Annotated in this window: 13 protein-coding genes; 4 read left to right on the top strand and 9 right to left on the bottom strand. The window is 66.4% G+C overall.

Annotated elements, in window-relative coordinates; genetic code table 11:
* Positions 1-13: 13 nt before the first annotated feature.
* From ACLJEU_RS08970 to ACLJEU_RS08940, 7 genes are all read right to left on the bottom strand, one after another.
* A complete protein-coding gene (locus ACLJEU_RS08970; RefSeq protein WP_414662269.1) occupies positions 14-1231 on the bottom strand; it encodes an exo-beta-N-acetylmuramidase NamZ family protein in 1218 nt (405 codons plus the stop codon).
* A complete protein-coding gene (locus ACLJEU_RS08965) occupies positions 1228-2622 on the bottom strand; it encodes a carbon-nitrogen hydrolase family protein (protein ID WP_457795363.1) in 1395 nt (464 codons plus the stop codon). The genes ACLJEU_RS08970 and ACLJEU_RS08965 overlap by 4 nt, the downstream gene beginning before the upstream one ends.
* A gap of 197 nt (positions 2623-2819) precedes the next feature.
* Positions 2820-5915 (bottom strand): TonB-dependent receptor, encoded by a 3096-nt coding sequence (locus tag ACLJEU_RS08960; protein ID WP_414662267.1) that lies wholly within the window; start codon positions 5913-5915, stop codon positions 2820-2822.
* A 222-nt stretch (positions 5916-6137) separates the two neighbouring features.
* Positions 6138-7169, bottom strand: a complete 1032-nt coding sequence (locus ACLJEU_RS08955; protein WP_414662266.1) for a hypothetical protein — start codon at positions 7167-7169, stop codon at positions 6138-6140.
* A gap of 46 nt (positions 7170-7215) precedes the next feature.
* Positions 7216-7638, bottom strand: a complete 423-nt coding sequence (locus ACLJEU_RS08950) for a hypothetical protein (protein ID WP_414662265.1) — start codon at positions 7636-7638, stop codon at positions 7216-7218.
* 312 nt (positions 7639-7950) lie between these two features.
* Positions 7951-9276 carry a hypothetical protein gene (locus ACLJEU_RS08945; protein WP_414662264.1) on the bottom strand — a complete coding sequence of 442 codons (1326 nt, stop codon included), beginning with the start codon at positions 9274-9276 and terminating at the stop codon, positions 7951-7953.
* A gap of 274 nt (positions 9277-9550) precedes the next feature.
* Complete coding sequence (locus ACLJEU_RS08940) at positions 9551-10765, bottom strand: DcrB/PsbP domain-containing protein (protein WP_414662263.1); 1215 nt, start codon at positions 10763-10765, stop codon at positions 9551-9553.
* Positions 10766-11188: 423 nt separating this feature from the next.
* On the opposite strand from ACLJEU_RS08940, the gene ACLJEU_RS08935 reads away from it, so the two are divergent.
* From ACLJEU_RS08935 to ACLJEU_RS08920, 4 genes are all read left to right on the top strand, one after another.
* Positions 11189-11992, top strand: a complete 804-nt coding sequence (locus tag ACLJEU_RS08935; RefSeq protein ID WP_414662262.1) for a carbohydrate-binding family 9-like protein — start codon at positions 11189-11191, stop codon at positions 11990-11992.
* A gap of 246 nt (positions 11993-12238) precedes the next feature.
* The gene (locus ACLJEU_RS08930) at positions 12239-12646 is read left to right on the top strand and encodes a (R)-mandelonitrile lyase (RefSeq protein ID WP_414662261.1); all 408 of its coding nucleotides are present in this window, start codon (positions 12239-12241) and stop codon (positions 12644-12646) included.
* Positions 12647-12755: 109 nt separating this feature from the next.
* Entirely contained in the window at positions 12756-14150 is a 1395-nt protein-coding gene (locus tag ACLJEU_RS08925) for a polysaccharide lyase 6 family protein (RefSeq protein WP_414662260.1), read from the top strand.
* Between the two features lie 127 nt (positions 14151-14277).
* Positions 14278-15441, top strand: a complete 1164-nt coding sequence (locus ACLJEU_RS08920; RefSeq protein ID WP_414662259.1) for a tetratricopeptide repeat protein — start codon at positions 14278-14280, stop codon at positions 15439-15441.
* 117 nt (positions 15442-15558) lie between these two features.
* Here ACLJEU_RS08920 and ACLJEU_RS08915 read toward each other — a convergent pair whose 3' ends face one another.
* Together ACLJEU_RS08915 and ACLJEU_RS08910 are read right to left on the bottom strand one after the other, a co-directional pair.
* On the bottom strand, positions 15559-17010 hold the full coding sequence (locus tag ACLJEU_RS08915; RefSeq protein ID WP_414662258.1) for a hypothetical protein: 1452 nt from the start codon (positions 17008-17010) through the stop codon (positions 15559-15561).
* Between the two features lie 348 nt (positions 17011-17358).
* A complete protein-coding gene (locus tag ACLJEU_RS08910; protein WP_414662257.1) occupies positions 17359-19077 on the bottom strand; it encodes a PQQ-dependent sugar dehydrogenase in 1719 nt (572 codons plus the stop codon).
* Positions 19078-19223: the final 146 nt, after the last annotated feature.

The following is a 19223-nucleotide window of genomic DNA, read 5'->3' as shown; positions in this document are numbered from 1 at the left end:
CGATGCGTCCGCCTCAGTCTCCGTAGAGCAGATACGGCTCCCGCAGTTGCGCGAACTGCGCGATCCCCGGCCCCCACGCGGCGGCGATGGTCGTGAACGGGTCGCCGCGTTCGAAAGCCTCGCGCACGCGCGACGTGCCCATGACCTTGTCGAAGTAGTCGGCGTGCAGCTCCAGCTTCGTGCCGTACCGCGCCTGCACGCGCTCGAGGATCGCGAGCGTCGTGGCGATGGGCGCGAAGGCCCGCCGATCCGTCACGTGCACCTGGCAGCCGCCGCACCGCTCCCCGGCAAACTTGGAGAACGTCGGCGTGAACCACGCTTCACGAAACGCCGCGCCCGGGAGCGCGAGCGCGTTGAGGTCTCGCGCGAGGACATAGCCGTCGATCCACGGCGCGCCGAACACCTCGAACGGGCGCGTCGTGCCGCGGCCCTCGGAGAGATTCGTGCCCTCGAGCAGCACCTGCCCCGGATACACGATGGCCGTATCGAGCGTCGGCAGATTGGGCGACGGCAGCACCCACGGCCCGCCGGTGTCATCGTACCACTGGCTGCGACGCCAGCCGTCGAGCGGGATGACCGTAAGGTCGGCCGGACGCGGCAGGAACTTCGCGTTGAACAGCTGCGCGAGTTCGCCGGCGGTCATGCCATGCCGGAGCGGGACGGGATAGAGGCCGATGAACGAGCTATGGGCGGGATACTCGAGGATCGGTCCCTCCATCGCGGACCCGGTGATGGGATTCGGCCGGTCGAGCACGATGAACGGAATCCCCGCCTCGGCCGCCGCCTGCATCGCGTACGCCATCGTCGCCACGTAGGTGTAGACGCGCGTGCCGACGTCCTGCAGGTCGAACACCATCACGTCGACCGCCTGGATCATGCCGCGATCGACGGTCTTCCCGACGTGCTGCGTGTCGTACTCGCGCATGTACGCGTCGATGTTCGTCAGCATGTCGGCCGGCGGTTTCTGCGACTGTCCGTACAAACTGAATACCGGGAGCCCGAGGTGTTCATCCTGGTAGAACGCGACGTACTCGCCCGCCTGCGCGTTGCCGCGCACGCCGTGCTCGGGCCCGTAGAGGGCCGCGAGCGTGAAACGCGGCTCGGCGCGGAAGCGCTCGATGATGCTGCGAAATCGGCCGTCGACGCCGGTGGGGTTGGTGATCAAGCCGACGCGTTTGCCGTGCAGCCGGTCGAGCTCGCGCTCGAAGAGGACATCGACACCGAGTTTCATCGGACGAGGCCGTGAACGTCGGCGGATTCGTTTTCCCAGACGGGGCGGTTGTGCGGCAGCTCCGCGCGGAAATCGCCGAGACTCGGCCACAGCGTGCGCTGGTTCAAATCCACCTCGGCCACGATGACGGTGCCCCATTGCTGCGCCTGCACGAGGACCGCGCCCGAACGATCGTAGACCGCCGTCGGCATCCAGTTGGCCGCGGGATCGGTGTAGGTGCTGCTGACGAGGAAAACGTGATTCTCGCAGGCGCGCGCACTGGCGAGGCCGGGGTTGCAGCCCCACACCGGAAACGCGATGACCTCGGCGCCGCGATTGGCGAGCTGGCGTGCGACCTCGGGGAAGAAGCCGTCGTAGCAGACCATCATGCCGAGCTTGCCGAAGCGGGTGTCGAACACCGGATACTCGTGGCCCGGATGAATCCCGCCCTCGACCTCGCCGCGGGGCAGCGCGACCTTGCGATACTTGCCAATGAAGCGGCCGTCGGGGCCGATGAGCGCGGCGACATTGTAGACGAGCGCGCCGTCGCGCTCGAGCAGGCCGGCAACGATGTAGAGATTGTGCTGACGCGCGAGGGTGCCGAAGTACTCGGTCGAGGGACCGGGAACCGGTTCGGCGCAGTCCGCATAACTGCGACCCAGCCGGTAAAACGTGAGTGTCTCGGGCAGCACGACGAGATCGGCCTTTTGGCGCGCGGCGTCGGCAATCAATGGCGCAAACTCGCGGCAGTTCTCCATCGGGGAAATTTTTCCCTTCGGTTGATAATGGACGCTCGCAAGCCGAACCAGGCGCGACGCCGGCGGCGGCGTAGGCTGGAGACTGGGTGCACTCCACTCGACGCGCGCGTGGGTGGCCCATTGCAGGTGCAATTCGACCAACGCCCGCACCGCCTTCGCCGGGGCGCGATACACGCCCGTCACTTCGGTCCAGCCATCCGCGCGGGCTTTGATGTCACCCGGATATTCCGGCTCGGCCCGCGGCGTGTAGCCGGGGAGAAAACCGCGCACGAGCGGTTCTTCGGTCAATACCGCCCTGCCCTTGTCGTCCTGCCAGAGCACGCGCACCACGAGACTGCGGCGGGGCGACGTCACGCCGGTCGCTTTGCGCGCAACGTGGAACTGGTAGTGCTGGCCGCCCTCGACGGAAAAGGTCCGCGCCCAGAAACCGTGCAGCCCCTCGCGCGCATCGGTTTCAATGATCCAGCGTCCGCCGCCATCGATCCCGCCGGTGGGTTCAAACGCGAGCCGCGGCCGGAGTTCCTCGCGCGGGGCTGAAGCGCGCCAGCCCTCGGGTGCGTTCGCAACCGCGACCGGTACGGCGCCGCGCAGGGTCGCAATCCCGACGAGCAGAAACATCACCAAACTCCAGGGGCGTGGAAGCAAGGGTCGCATCCCGGAAGGGTGCGCGCGCGGTCACCGAGGTCAATCGCCGCTCAAGCCGCGACGGCGATCCCTCCAGCCTGAACTCGTTTCGCGCCACGCGGCATTCCGGGTGGACGTGCCCGGGCAAAAAAAGAAGGCGCGGCCGAAGCCGCGCCTTCCGCGAGGGAGTGAATTGCGCCCGTCCAGGAGCGAACGGAAGCGACGCCTTAGAACCGGCCTTCGACGCTCAGCGTCATCGTCGTACCCTGGATCAGGAACGTCTGCATCTGATCCTGGATACCACGGTAGTAGCGCTGGGGTTCGTTGAACAGATTCTGCACGCCGAAGTTGACGGTCGCGTTGCGCGGCAGGTTGTAGCGCAGGTTCAGATTAAACACGCTGCGGGGAACCATGTAGCGGTCGCGCGAGGGCTGCGCGATGTTGGCCGCGCCGCGGATGCTGCCGGCCGTGTAGTTGTAGTTCACGCTCACGCCGAATTTCTTGTAGTCCCAACCGAGGTTGGCGTTGGCGGTGAACGGAATGAAGCCGTTCACATTTTCCGTGGTCAGATAAACCCCGGGCGTGCCGTAGTCGCCGTGCGCCATGATCTGTGTGAAATTACCCGAGAAGCGCAGCGTCCGCAGCACGCCGGGCAGGAAGCGGAAACTCTGCGAGTATTCAACTTCCCAGCCCTGGGTGAAGGCATTGCCGGCATTCGAGTTCGCCAGGATCTCATAACCCTCGTACTCGCCATCGAAGCCGTTATCGAGGCCGGTGCCGACGACACCGACCGGCTGATTCGCGCGGACGTAGTCTTCGATCCGCTTGTGGAACCAGCCCACCTTCACGTAGCCCGTGGAGGCGAAGCTGTACTCCGCGGCGAAATCCCAGTTCTTCGACTTCGTCGGCTTCAGCTTGGGGTTGCCGAAGGTGACGGTCCGCGCGGTCTCGTTGATGGAGAGCGCTGACACCGCATTCGCCAGGGAAGGACGAGCCATGCCGGTGCTCCATGCCGCCCGCAGCCGCAGATTCGAAGTCAGATCATACCACGTGTGCATGCTCGGGAAGTTCTCCGAGTACTCACCGGCGTTGCGCGTGGGATTGTCGTAGTCCTTGAGCGCCGAGCCGAGCGGGTCGGCCGTTTGCTGCGCCGCGGTGGTGAGGGTGCGGGAGCGGATGTTCAGACGGCCGACCGTCTCGGTCTTCTCGTGACGAATGCCGCCAAGGTAACCGAAGCGACCGATCTTGCCGTTGATCTGGCCGTAATAGCCGCTGATGAGCTCCTGCGTGCGAACCGTCGCCGCGAGGCGGTTCTGGTAGAAGTAATACATGTCCTCCTGCCACAGCGCCGGATTGACGAGCTTGCTGTTGTTGAAGAACGCGGCGCCATCCCAGTACGGCAGCTTGCGGCCGGTCTTGACCTCGTCCCAGGTGAGGATCGAAGGGTCGTTCGGCAGATTGTCCTTGCCGATATAGCTCCAGCGACGGTTCTGACGGTAGAGTTCGACGTTGTGATCGCGCACCGAGTAGCCGGCCTTGAGGAAGGACGGATACTGTTCGAAGAACGGCACCCGGTATTTCACGTTGCCGCGTAGTTCGCGGATCAGGTCGACATCGAGGTTGCCCGATTGGGTGGAAAGGCCGTTGACCGAGGGACGCCAGTTCTTCGGGTCGGTGTAATCGAGACCGCCGTTGCGAATGAACCTCGGGTAGAGGTCCGATTGCGTGCGATCGAGGATCCAGCCGACGCCGGTCTCGCCATTGGGACCGACGATGTTGTTCGTCGGCGAACCGGCGAGACCATTGGGCCCAACGAACGGAATGTTACCGATGCGATTGGTGAGGGACGCCTCGTTGCCGAGGTAACGGTAGCGGGTGCGGCTCCACAGGCCGGCCCAGTCGGCTTCAATCGGGCCCCACTTGTGCTCGCCGCCGATGTCGGCGTGCCGCAGACGCTGGTCACGATTGATGTTCGAAGTCTGCTGGTCCATCAGCGCGGGCGCCGTCGTGTTGAACGTGGCGTTGGCGGCGGTTGGCACCGCGCGCACCACGGTGATGCGGCTGTCGAACGCGCCCGGGACGATACCGGTGGCTGCACCCGGCACGGTCGTCGCGCTTCCGGCATACGCGCGCTGGTTGTACTGGCGGCGCATCGGCTCAGGCGCGTTGTTCACCACGATGTTCAGCTTGAGGAGATCGTTCTGCGAGAGGCGATAGTCCCACTTGCTGCTGATGCTTCTCTGCTTCCGGATGTTGAAATTGTCGCGGACGGCGTAGTCCCAGAGATATGCCGGCTGGGTATTGGTCTGCTGGTAATCGCGGTTCGTCTGGAAATAACCGAACGCATTTTCGCTGTAGAAGGCGTTCACCGAGACGGCGAGATTCTCGCGGTCGGCGCCGAAGACGGCGAATTTCTCGGTGTACTGCACGTTGAACAGACCGTGCGTACGCCGGGCTTCGCGAATCGGCACTTGCTCGGTAAACCAAGGCGCCATGCGCACCTGGCTGTTGAACACCACGCGGCGCTTGTCGCTCATGGAGAGCGGCGAGCGGGTCTTGAAATTCACGCTGCCGCCGAGCGAGTCGACGGGGCGATCGGGCGTCTGGCCCTTGGTCAGCTCGAGCGACTCGAACATCGCGCCCGTGAACGCCGTCATGCGGGTGTTGCGGTTCTGCGCGCTGAAGGACGACATGCCGCCGCCATCGATGGTGATCGACGTCGTGCCGGCGCCCATGCCGCGCACGCTGATCTGCTCGACCACTTCGTCACCCGGGTCGGCGAACGTCACGCCAGGGAGACGGATGGCGAGCTCGGTCGCGTTCATGTTCGGCAAATCGACGAGGGCGTCCATCGAGGCGACGCTCTTCAGGTTTTCCGCGTTGCGCTGCTGCGTGAGCGCCGAAGCCTGGCCGGCTTTTTCGCTCGCGACCTTGAACGCATCGAGCATCAGCACCGCGCTGCTCATGACGAAATTCTGGAGCACCGGCTGACCGGCGTTGACCGTGATGTTCATCCGCTGCTCATCGAGACCGGAATACGTCACCACGATCTCGTGGGTGCCCGCCGGCACAGTGAGCAGATAGCGACCGGTGTTGTCGACCAGCACGCCAAGATTCAGCTTCGGGATTTCGACTTTCGCGCCAATCAGACCGTTGCCGGTGGTCTTGTTGGTGACGATGCCGCTGACCACGCCGGTCGCGGCATCGGCCGCCCGGGTGGCCGGGAGGCCAAGGCACATCGCGACGAACGCGACGAGCAGAGAGGAGATGAAACACAGCGGCGCCAAGCGGCCGCCGCGGGGAACGGCAGGTTCAGTAGTCATGACAGGGTTTGGGTGGTGTGAAAACCAGACCAGCGACGACGCTCCAGAGAAAGCATCGTCGACGGAAAGGTCGGGTCAAAAGCGACGTCGCAGGATTAAGAACATGTGCGGCGAAATCCAGCGAACATTTCGCCGATCTGTCTGCAATAATTATGCTGTGCCGGGGACGGAGCCAGACCCGGGTCAGCCCGTCACGCGAATGTTGCCCGGAGGCTCGCCTGTTCAGGCGTCGCGCGCGGCCAGGTACGGCAAGGGATCGACGCCCACTTTTTCGCAGAGCTCGCGAAACACCGCCTCCCGCTCCGCGCGATCCTGGGTGTTGAAGCGCAGGAAAAACGGGCGCTGGCCCCAGTCGAAGGGCTCGCTGGCCTTGCCATGAAGGAACATCAGCATCGCCGCGAAATGGACCGGCACGCCGTCGGTGCGGGTCAGCGCGCCGCGAAACAGCTCCGCGATGATCCCGGGCGGGTGAAACTCCTCCACCTCGTCGAGCGCCGCGGTCAGGCCGCCGTAGAAGTCCGCGGTCCGCAGCGCGGCCACGATCGACGTGAGCTTCTCGTCCTCCGCCACCAGTTCCGGCGCGTACCGCAGCACCGCGCCGCGAATCTCCGCATTGCCGCGAGTGAAAGCGGCGCGCAGGGCGGCGTTGCCGCCCGGGGTGTTCAACGCGGCGAGCGCCTCAACATCGCGCCAGTCCCGATCCGCGCGGCCGACGAGGATCGACTCGATTGTCTCGCGGTCCGCGGCATCGGCCTCCGGCAGCACCGACAGATCGTAGCCGATTCCATCGTGCCACTTTTCGTAGTCGATGGCCATGCTGTCCCGGAACCGGCGTAGCACCGAACCGGGTGCACCACCGGCCAGGGCCGCGGCGCCCGGTCCGAACTCGAACGGGCGGCGATTGACCAGAGTCATGTCATCCGACGGGGTGTGCGCCGCGCGAATCGCATCCATGTCCGGCTCCGGCGGCGGTGGCAGCGGGGGCTCGATCACCCAGTAAAACCGTTTCGCATCCGTCCACTCGCCGGAATACTGCGAGCTGTTGCGTTCGTAGAACGACAATCCCGGAGCGCTGGCCCGCGGCCGCGTGGTCACACGCCCCGCGAGCCGCACGCACGCCCCCGCCGGCGGTGCGGGAAACGTGCTGGAAATCTCGACGACCGCATTGCCCGCGGCCACCTCCGCGGCGACGAGCTCGCGCAAGGCGGGAGGAAACGCGGCGAGCGGGTCGGCAGCGGGGACGCGGGGCTTCATCACGGCGGGTGAGGTCAGACCTTTGACCGACGCAGGCGAAAGGCAATCACGCGGCCGGCCACGCGAACTTGACCGACTTGGCCGCGTCGGCCGTGCCGTCAAATTTACGCAACTGCACGAGCATCTCGATCTCGGCGGGCTGGCCGTTGGCCACGTGCACGCGGAACTGGATGTTGCGGGCATCGCCGGCACTGGGATCAAAGCTGTAGCCCCACTGGAACCACGGCTTGCCCTGCGCGGCCGTCTCGCGGGCCTTGCTGCGCATTGCGGCGCGCTCGAACACGGCGCCGGCCGTCTGCGACGACTTGATCCGCACGCGCCATTCGCCGGAGCTGTCGGTCTCCTTGTAGGCGACAAATGCATAGTCGCAGTTCAACACGGCATCGTACGCATCGACATAACCGAGCGTTTCGTAGCGAGTGTTGGAGTCACTGGCGGGGGCTTCGACGAGTTGGGCATTCAGGCTCATGAGGAGGTGGAGTTGAGGTGGATTGGGTTGGCTTCGACTCGGACGCTGCGCTGAAAACGCACGGCGGCGGGGCGAAGCAAGGACGGGATCACTATAGTGAAATCGGGCGCGACACGCCATTAGCTGACTGGCCCCGGGCCGAACGGCCCAAGCGGTGTCGCGGCTTGCGGGCGATGCGGCGCGTGCAAGGCCGCGCCGTCTCCGCGCTTCCCCTACGAGCGTCTCGCGGGCCCGGCCCGAAACTCGTCGAACCGGAGGTCGGCACGAAGTCGATCGCTGACACTGCTCATCGACCTCATGCGCCCGCCGCTCTCACTCCGCCAGCCAGCGCAGGGCTGGCGGCGTGTTCCAGACGAGCGGCTGCCACGTCCAGCCGGCGCGCGTGACGGCGTCAATCAGGGGACGCTTCAACGCCTGGAGATCAAACGTGTAGGCCTGGCTCAACTCCCCCGTCGGCCGACCGTCGGCTCCAAGCTGCACGCCCACGACGCGTGTGTGCTCGATTGCAAAAAACTGAATGCCGGTGCCCGCAACCCATTTGAGGCGCATGTCCTGCGGGCCGGCGGAGGCGTCGAAGGCGCTCCAGTATTCCCGCACGCGCACCGTATGCGACGGTTCATCGAGATCGAGCACGAGGCGTTGCGTGCGTTTCATGCGATGCACGCGCATGAGATCGAACCAGCGCGCGTCGGCGTAACGCCACGTGATTGCCAGCGTGCCATCCGGCTGCGTCACGACGTCCAGGGGCGACTCCGGCCGGTTGAGCGCCATCAGTTCGCTGCGCAGGGATGCGTGCGCCGACGGCAGCGCCGTCGGAGTAGCCGCGACCCGCGCGGCCCAGGCAGAGCCCTTGAAAAACCAGCCGACGGCGAGGAACAGGTTGATCACGACCACGACTGCCATCAGCCCCGGCCGGGCCCGGAGGCGGCTGATGAGGAGATCAGGGGCGGGACTCGTCGGTTTGACGCCCGCCGCGCTTTCCGCCGGCAGCGGGCCGAGCGCGCGTATCCGGTGCTCCAGCACGGCCGCCTCGCTCGCGCCCGTCCACGCATAAAGCTCCGCTCCGGCCCGCACCACGTGCACCCACTCGCCCTGCCCGCCGTGGCGCCGCGCCGTCCACCCGGCGGCATCGCTGCCGCGGGCTCCCGAGAACGCGAAGAACGTGCCATACTGATCGAGCGCGCGCGCGGCCTCCTCTCGGGACGAAAAGCGGGCCGCGAGGGCCGATGAACCGTCGACGCTGAACGACAGTTTCGCCTCGGTCGCGCGGCCCAGGATTGCCGCGAACGGCTGCTTTGCGTCGGTGAAAAGCTGCGGGTCCGCTTTGGGCCCAAACACGCTGGACCACGCCACCGGCGCGAGTTCCGCCGCGGCGGCGCGCGCGCCGCCAGCGGCCACGGGAGCCGGCACCGCCTGCGCGGCGCGGCGAATCGCCAGACCGTCCAGGAAGTGAACGACGGCCTGGGGACCCGCGATGATCAGAAAGAAAACGACGAACCAGACCAGCGGCCGCGGGGATGCCCCCGCACGAAGCATCGACACGCCGAGCACCGTCACCACCAGGCTGACGATGAGGAAGCCGAAACTCACCGCGGCGATTTGCGGGTTATCTTTGATCCAGGTGAGAACGCGCTCCATGAGACGGGATTAGTTGAAAGGGGAATGATTGCGCACGCAGTGAACGCTGAAACCTCGACGGTCATCACGCCAAGCACAACCGGGCAGGCCGGGAAGGAGACGAAACCAACCCGCCCGGCTGCCCGGCGGAGCGGGAGCGTAATACCAATCGCTCTTTGCCTTTGGACTTTAGCCGTGGCTACGAGCGCCAGCGAGTGGTCGTTTGGCCACTCGCTGGCGCTCGTAGCCACGATCGATCCAGAAGTCCGAAAGCAAGGAGCGATTGGTATCAGGACTATTTCCCCGCCACCCGCTCCGCCTGACCGAGACTCCGCAGGATCACCTCGGTAAGATTCATGGCGCGGGTCATGTCGTCCGGCGCCGCCGTGACGCGGGCCACATGCGCCAGCCCGTCATCGCGCAGCTGTTTCACGACAAACGCCTGCACGAGAACGTCGCGACCGTCGCGATAATTTCGCAGCACAAGGCCCGGCAGATCGGGCGCGAAGTCCAGCAGGAGGGGATCGATCTGCGGCTGCTCCTTCTGCGCCTGCGCCATGAGCTGCGCGAGGAGCGCGCGATGGTTGCCGTCGTCGCGACGCAGATTGAGACTGATCTGGATCTTGCCGCCCGCATCGAAGACCAGCGTGCGCTTGCCGTCATCGATCGCGTGCCAGCCGAACGGCAGTCGAAACGTCGCAACGAGCGCGCCGGCACCGACCACGGCGTATTTGTCGGCTGGATTCACCTCCAGCACGCGGAGCGCGAGACCGGCCCCGCTGTTGCGCAGGCGCACGTTCATCGGGTGCTCGGGATCGAGCGTGGCCGCATCATCCGCGAGCGCGAGTTCGGCCGGCGGCGTGGGCGCACTGTTGGCTGCGTTGCCCGCAGGCTTGGCCGGCTCGTTTTCCTTCTCCACCGCCGCGACGGCCTCGGCCGCGGCCGCCCCAGCTTTCGCAGCCTCTGCCTTCGCCGTCTCCACCTTCGCGGCGTCGGCGCGCGTCAACGGCGTCGTCGTGCCCTTGGACTCCGCCAGCCGGAACGACGCCATCGTCAGTTGCAGCGTGGGTTCGACGCTCGCCCAGATGGCTTCCGGGGCGAGGACGGAAATGTTGAGGAAACGCATCCCGTCCTCGATCATCGCCGAGCGCAGTCGCATCCGGCCCGCGTCGGAATTCTGCCGCGACTCGACCATGATGGCCGGCAGGCCACCGAGGGTTGCCGCCTTGATTGAAATGTCCTCGAGCCCCTTTTCCTTCTCGGCGAGAAACCGGGCCCAGTCCTCCACGCTGCCGTCGCCGAAGGCCGGACGGGCCGCGACGGAAAACACCACGGCACCGTAGCTGGCCATCGCCACCTGCAGCGGAAGGAAGACCGTCGGATTCTCGAAGTCCGGCTTCTCTTCGGGCAAAGGCACGACGTTGAAATCGGCCGGGCGCAGATAGCTGAAGGCGAGATTGGCGATGCGCGCCGGAACCTCGGTGGGAACGAACTGGGGTGAGGAGGACATGACGGTTTGAGGGGAAGAGGGAGCGGGCCTGGCGGACGCTTCGGCCCAGAGAACAGCAGCCATGAGCGCAGCGAGCGTGCGCGTCGGGCGGCCGAACGGAAAGGAAAGTGGAATCATGGATACAAGAGGCAGGGCGGCACCACCAGGTCGGACCCATCCTAATCAATTCGCGCCGGTCTGGCCATGGGCCGCGCGACGTGGGCCGTTCGTCCCATGCGTCGAGTGCGCGCTTGGACCTCCGGGCCCGAGACCGAGGCCCCGGACCAAGGCCGAGCCCGGGACCGCGACCGCCCTCGGTCGCCCTCACGACCCGCGCCCAAGTGCTCTCCCTCCCCGGAATGCACTGGCGCGCGCTTTCCCCGCTTCCTACTTTGATCTCGTGCGGTGGTGTCCACCGTTTACCCCGCGGCGCAAATCTTCCCCATGCCTCTCCCCCTCCCCGTTCCTCCCCCTTCAATTTCACCCGGCGCCAGCGCTCGCGCCCGCACGTGGTTCGGCTGCCTGCTGGCAACGATCGCGTTGCCACTGACAGCCGCCGAGACGCCTCCGCCCGATGTCCCGCCGCCGAGCCGGATCGTGGTGCCTAAACTCAGTGGCGCGCTCACGATCGACGGGAAACTCGACGAGCCGGTCTGGGCGCGCGCGGCGGTGCTGCCCGGGTTTCAGCGCAACGACGGCTCGGGCCGCGAACGCGAGGCCACGACGGTGCGCATCTGGTATGATGATACGGCGCTCCATCTCGGCTGGACTTGTCGCGACGCCGACATCCAGGCGACGTTCACGGCGCGCGACAGCAAGTTCTGGGAGGAGGAGGTCGTGGAGTTCTTCGTCGCGCCCACCGCGCTCGCACGCTACTTCGAGCTGCAATGGAATCCGCTCGGCGGCGTCTTCGACGCCATCATCAACAACGATCTCGACGCGCGCGGCCTCTCGAAAAAAATCACCGGCGAGTGGGACTTCACCGCGGAAGGCATGCGGAGCGCGGTGACGCGGAGCGGCACGGTGGCGGACTCCACGGACCGCGACGAGTTCTGGCAGGTGGAGGTCGCGCTTCCGTTTGCCGCGCTCAAGCAATCCACCCCGAAGGTCGGCGACACGTGGCGCGCGAATTTCTATCGCTACAATCGTGAACCGGGCAAACCCGCCGAACTCGTGAGCTGGTCGCCCACGCGGCTGCCGAGCTTTCACCAACCCAGCCGCTTCGGGACGCTGGAATTCGGTCGCTGATCCGGCCCGTGCGGCGAAGGAAAGCGCACCCGTGCCTGAACCGGCGTCGGAAAAGGCGGGGCGCGTTGTCCCCAACGCGCAGTCTTCACGGAGTTCATCACCGCAAGCGCGGCGGCTCGAGGACAAGCCGCCCTACCTTCGCTCGATCGTATTGCCGCCCGCTCAAGACGAAGGCACCGGCCGCGAGCGCAGTGGCGACTGCGATTTGAAGCCTGACGCCCCGCCGTTCCCGCGTACGGTGCAGTCATGAAACTTCGACGGGCAGAATCGCAGCTCACGAAACGCGGCCCGGCCGACTACTTCACCGGCACCGTCTGGATCGACGAGATCACCACGGGCGGAGAAATCTCCCCGACGAAAATTGTGCGCGTCGCATTCGAACCTGGCGCCCGCACCGCGTGGCACACGCATCCGCACGGGCAGATGCTGCACATCCTGTCCGGTCTCGGCCGCGTGCAGCGGGCCGGTGAGCGGGCAATCACCGTTCACCCCGGCGACACCGTCTGGTTCGAGCCCGGCGAGCGTCACTGGCACGGTGCCGCGCCCGAGACGGCGATGACGCACCTCGCGGTGCAGCAGGCCGACGCCCTCGGCAGCGCCGCGACGTGGTTCGAGCCGGTCGGCGACGCGGACTATCTGCAGTCCGGCAGCTGACGGCGCGCCATTGTTCATCGCAGTGCGCGATCAATCCCGCGCACCCTCCACGGCCGGTTTTCCGTGCAGTCCGCTTGCCGCCATCACGCCGACCCGTTTGGCTGCGGCCGTGCACACCCCACTTCGCTTCCCCTGCCGGTGTCTGGCGATTGTTGCGATCCTGGTTTCCCCGCTGGCCCAGGCCGCGACGCACCTCGTGGATTCGCTCGCGGCCTTCAAGGCGCGCCTCAAGGACGCGGTGGCCGGTGACACGATCACGTTGAAACGCGGCACGTACACCACGACGGGCTCGCTCACGATCGCGGCGCGGGGCACCGCAAGCCAGCCGATCACGATTGCCGCGGAGGCGGACGGCGAGGTCGAGATTGGCGGCACGCACGGTTTCAACATCGTCGAGCCGGCGGCCCACATCGTGATCTCCGGTTTCAAGCTCACCCACGCCGCCGGGAAAAACACCATCGCCGCCGGGACGAGCCATGTGCGCATCACCCGCACGACGTTTCAGTGCAAGGGCGACGGCCCGTACCTGACGGTGATCGGCGACGATGCGCAGATCGATCACAATGACTTCGGCGACAAAAAGACGATCGGCAGCATGATTGCCGTCGGCGGCACGGGCAGCCAGGTGGCGCGGCGACTGTGGATCCATCACAATTACTTTCACGACTTCGCCACAGTGATCGGGACGCCCGCGGAGATGATCCGCTTCGGCCTCACCGCGCTCACGCACTCCGTCGGCGCGGGCCTGATCGAGCACAATCTTTTCGCGCGCTGCCGCGGCGAGAACGATCTGATCTCGAACCGATCCAGCGGGAACATCTACCGCTACAACACCTTCATCGACAGCCCGACGTCCCAGCTCACGCTGCGTCACGGCAACGAGTGCGTCGTGTACGGCAACATTTTCAAAAATACGGAAGGTCTGCGTCTCTTCGGCGACCGGCACCAGGTGTTCAGCAATTACTTCGAGGGAAATTACATTGGCATCAACCTCGGGAACGGCAGCGAGAACGTCGAGGCCGGCTCCACCCCCTCCGGCCACGATCGTCCGGACAACTGCGTGATCGCCTTCAACACGTTCGTCGACAATCGCACGCACTACCAGCTGAGCCGCCGCGCGCCCGAAGGACTGGGCGCGACGAGCACGACCTTCGCGAACAATCTGCTCACCGGCCGCGGCATCGCCGCGAAGATCGAAGGTCCCAACACGGGCGCGGTCTGGAGCGGCAACCTGGTATCCACTGCGGGCGGCGCCGGTGATTTTCCGACCGACGGTTTCACCAGCGACGATCCGCAGCTCGCGCCCGGTGCCGACGGCATCCGGCGTCCGCAACCCGGCAGCCCGGCGATCGGCGCGGCCAAGGGTTCGTTTCCCGTCGTGGCCTTCGACCTCGACGGCCAGCCGCGGCCCGAGAAGAAATCCATCGGGGCCGATGAGCCCGGAACCGAGGGCGTGATTGCGCGCCTGCTCGCCGCCAGCGACGTCGGACCCGGCGCGAAATAACGCCCGGTTCCACTCCGCAACGCCACACGGCGGACGCGTCGTCCCGTTCGCCACGAATACGAATTGCAATTGCCCCCGGCCCCTTGACAACCGCGACCCGACTTTCAGCCTCCGGGCTCAAGGCCACATGAAACTTGTTGCGCTGCTTTCCCGGTTCGGCGCGGTCGGCGTCGTCCTTCCTCTGCTGATGGTCACTGCGGCGTCGTTGTCCGCCCAGACTGCGCCTGAAGTTCCGTTGGCCAGACCCGCGAGTCCAGAGGAGTTGAACCAGGCCGAGTTGTTGCGCTCGTATTTGCAGGTGCGCGATCAGCTGCACGCGACGCAACTCGCCGTGGTGAACAATCGCGTGGAAGCGGAGACGGCGGCGCGCGTGCAAGCGGCCGCCCTCGCGGAAAAACTCGATTCCATCAAGGCCGCCATGGCCGCGGAACGCGACCGTCACCAAATCGAAACGCAGCGCTTGAATGCCGAGCGCGAGCGTCAGCAGCTCGAAGCACAGCGCTCGATCCGCACGGTGCTGTGGGTCGCAGGCACATTTGGCTGTCTCGGCCTCCTCGCGATGCTGCTCATGCCGCTCTTTCAATGGCGCGCGATCAATCGCATGGCCGAAGCCACGGCCGGCCGGCTGCAATTGACGGGCGGCCACCCGCCGGCCCTGCCGGCCTTGGAAGGAGGCGGGCCCTCCGATCACACGGTCACGCTTTCGAACCAACGCCTCATGTCGGTGATCGAGCGGATGGAGCGGCGAATCATCGAACTCGAGCAGACCGCGAGCGCGCCATTGCCAGCGTCCCCAGCCTCGCGCACCGAGGCGGTCCCGCCGCTGCCGACGCCGACCATCACCGTCACGTCCGACGTGAGCGCGACGCGGCACGACAACGGCAGCGCGGTCAACGCCAGTGCGGGCAGCAGCCCGCGGCCCGACCCGACGCCCGATGTGGTGACGCGTAGCGGCGTTGCCTCCGAGCTCGCCACGCGCATCGCCACGCTGCTCGGCAAAGCGCGTACGTTCACCACGACCAACAAGGCGCGGGAGGCGGTGGCGGCCTACGACGAGATTCTCGCGCTCGAGCCGGATCACCCGGAGGCGCTGCTGAAAAAGGGCGCCGCGCTCGAGCGTCTCATGCGCAACGAGGAGGCGATCCGGTGCTATGACCGCGCCATCGAAATCGACGCGAAGCTGACGCTCGCGTATCTCTACAAGGGCGGCGTGTGCAACCGGCTCGGCCGTTATGACGACGCGCTGGAGTGCTACGAGCAGGCGATGCAGGTGCAGGAAGCCGGCAAGTAACCGCGGATCGTTTCATCCGGGAGCGCAGGCGGCCCGCCTGTATTCAGCTTCAGCGTTTTGGTGAGCGACTCGTTTCGAGTCTGCCGGCCGAAGGCCTGCGCTCCCGGGTGAGCCGCTTCAATTTGTCCCGAAACGCCCGCGCTCCTTCTCCACCATCAGCTGCTGCCGCGCGACCGTGATGCGCGCGCCGATCAGCTCGCGATTCTCTTCACCCTTCTGCGAGAGCTCCTTCTCGAGTTCCTCGATTCGTTTCTCGTAGGCGACGATTCGCTCCTGCAACGGCGTGTGCAGCTGCTCGAGCCGCTGCTCGAGCTCCCACATTTCGGCCTCCGCCTTCTGCTGCGCCGAAAGCAATTCCGCGCGCTGGTGCGTGAGGGTGCGGAAAATCTTCTCGCGCATCCAGCCCAGCACGCCCGACCGAATCGCCTGCTGCGCGCGCTCCGCCTTCCCTTCCGCCTCCAGCGCCCGGCTCCGCCAGGCATCGTCCGCGGCACCCGGCGGCACCGTCCCCGCCCCGGCTCCCGGCATCGCCGGATTCACGAGCACGGGCGCGAGCGACGTCGACGGCCGCACCCTCAGCCGCCAGAGAATGAGGCCCAGCACGAGGCCCACCCCGCCGAGCACCGCCGCAATCCACGTCGTCTGGCTCTTGATTTCACCCGCGACGGATTGCTCCTGCTCGAGCTTCACCTGCAGCGTGCCGATCAGGCTTTTCTCCCGCATGGCCGCGAGCGCACTCAGCGCCTTGCGGTCGATCGTCTGCCCTTTGCGCACAATCACCTGCGCAGCGTCGAACGAGTCGTTGACGGTCACGCCCTCCAGTCGTTGCGCGCGCCAGATGTCGGTCACCGCCGGATCGGGCGTCGCATTGGTGCGTACGAAGGACGCAGAGAAACGCCCGAGTCCCTCCTGTCCCGCCGGAAAATGCGTTTCCACCAGCCGGCGCGCCCGCCACAGGCTGAGCACTTTGCTGGACGCCACGGTCTGGCCGGACGCTTCGATGTCCCGCACCGCCAGCGGCTGATCATCGCTTTTCACCGCCATCATCCGCAACGGCTGGTTCGCGGGCAGCGGGGTCTCCGTCTTGTTGTTGACGATCGGCTGCGCCATCACCTGCCGCAGCGGCTGAATCAGGCTCTCGACAAACGCATCATCGTTCTGTCCCCGCGCCCAGGCCGGTGCCAGCTTGTCGAACGGCAAATCCTTCGGCGCCGTCCGCGACACCTCGCGAATCACGCGTGCAAATCCCGGCGCATCGAAGTCCTCCCGCTTGAGATTCGTCATGAACGTCTGCCGCGCGGCGGCGAGGCTGTCCCGCAACGCCTTCTCGGCCTCGCTCGCCGTCTGCACATTGTGACGCACGACGAGGTACACCTGTTGCGCGACCTTCTTCTTCAACGCCTCCGTGGCCTCGGGGTTGACCACCTGCAACGCCACCGGCGTGATCACATCGGCCGTCGCCACGTCACCGAGCTTGTACTCGGGCACGGTGGGAGTCGCGGCGGTGAGACGAAAAACCGACGCCGTGAAAAGACCGGCGGCCGCGAGGCAGGCACGAAGCATGACCATGGTGAGTGTGGGTTCTCCCGGCACCGTGATGCAGCCTCCGAACGCTTCGCTCCCGGCGACCCAACCGCCCGGAGGTTTGAAAGCGTCACGCCCGTGCGACCGCATCCCAGCCACCAGCTTACTGCGTTTCAATGCGCCCGCCCACGCAGGGCGGCAAGCGTTTTTACCGGCCGTCCGCCCCCATCCAGGCCGGGTTCAGTCCGGCTTCGCACGACAACGAATGAGGCGGGAGAAGCGAACTTCAGCCACGTGAACTCCGGGGCCAAGGTGGTGGGAGCATCCTGCTCCCGCTTTCCGGCAAGGGCGCTGGAAGCGCCCGCTACTCGGCAAGGGCGCTGGCAGCGCCCGCTACTTTGTGCCCGACCGTTCCCCAGCGGCGTGCTGAGCCACCGCCAGCTCGAGAATGCGTCCGGGCAACGCGTACGACATCGCCCGGGACGTCGCCCGCGAGAACTCGCAGATATAAAGTTTCCCCCGGCCGCCGAGGTGCACGTCGATGGGCCGGCCGAGCGGCGCCAGCAGCGTCTTCACCGCCGCCTGGTATTGCCCCTGCGGATCGCGCGTGAGCGTTGCCTGCAACACGTCGAAACCACGGTCGCGCCCGGTGCCGATGAGATTGCCAAACCGCGCCAGCACATAGGTCCCGCGATAACCCGGGGGAAAGTCGTCGCCGAGATACACAATGCCGCCGGGACAGGAATGCGGATCGAACGTGAACAGCGGTTCACCCGCGAAACCGCCGTCCGGGCCGACATTCGGAATCGGCCGCGTGAACTGCAGGCCCGGCGGCGCGTCCGGGGTATGCGGATACGCCTTCTTCGTCCAGTCCGCGAACGCGTACGGAAAACCATAGTGCCGACCCGGCTCGATGAGATTGAGTTCCTCGGGCGCGTCGGCGTCGGGGCCGTTCTCCGTCGCGATCATCTCGCCGCGCTCGTTCCAGCAGAATCCGTAGGCGTTGCGCACGCCGCGCGCGATGATCTCCACCTGTGGTCGCTCCACGCGCGGATCGAGCCGCCAGATGCTCGCGGTCAACGGCGTTTCCGCGCCGTCGTGCCAGCGCGGTCCCGTGGTCGGCTGACCGCCATCGGTGCGCGCGCCGTTGCCGACGTAGAGCAGGCCGTCCGGCCCGAACGCGAGATGCTCGACGCCGTGGACATAGGCCGAGTTGCCGGGGTAACTGATCTGAAACCACGGTTTCGGCTCCGCGGGCAGTCCGTCGACCTGCGTCGTCGTGCGGTAGATCGTCACGATATTCTGCACCGGCAGCGCGGCTTCGTTCTGCTGGTTTGACGCGATGTACAACCGGCCCTGGCCATCGAGCGCCAGTCCGAGCACGAACAGCGGCGGCCCGAGATCGCCGGGGCGTTGCTCCAGATATTTCCGCGCGCTCAACACCTGCCGCAACGCGCCTGTCGCCGGTTCCAACGCCCACACATCGCCCTTCTCGGTCAGCACAAAGAGCGTGCGGCCGGTGCCATCGCTCGCGATCCGCACGCCGCGCTGCGGCAATCGCGCCACCTCGCGCAGCGTGAAGCCCGGCGGCGGCGGCGGCAGCGGGGGAAACACGCTCGACGCCTGCAGCCGCTCGAACGTGCGCACCGCGGTGCGCGATCGGATCCGGCGCACCCGCTCGGCCTCGACGACGCCGCCCGGGTTGCCCCAGCTGTGCATCACGTACGTGAATACGTCGGCCACATCCGCATCATCAATGACGACGGGCGGCATCACGCCGGCATACGTGCGACCGTTGACGACGATCTCGCCCGCGAGTCCCTCGCACACCGCGCGAATGCCGCGTTCCGGGCCGTCGGCGAGAAAGTCCGACGCCGCGAGCGGCGGGAAAACTCCGGCGACACCCTCGCCGTTGAGCTGATGACACGCCGCGCAATTCGCCGCGTACAACTCCTGGCCCCGCCGCAGGCGGGCCGCGAGCGCATCGCCTCCCGGCGATGCCGCGTCCGCCGCCGCACCGACACTCGCGGTCAGGCACGCGAACCAGAACCAAAAGCCACCCGCCCTCATCTTACGCCGAGCGTTCTGCGGAGCGGAGGGATTCGGTGTCATACCAATCGCTCCTTGCCTTTGGACTTCTGGATCGATCGTGGCTACGAGCGCCAGCGAGTGGCCGAACGGCGACTCGCTGGCGCTCGTACCCACAGCGAAAGTCCAGCGGCAAGGAACGATTGGTATCACTGCTGAAATTCGCGTCC

This window comes from Terrisphaera buseokensis (assembly GCF_047521145.2).
Lineage (GTDB): Bacteria > Verrucomicrobiota > Verrucomicrobiia > Opitutales > Opitutaceae > ER46.
This window is presented reverse-complemented; position numbering and strand designations above follow the sequence as displayed.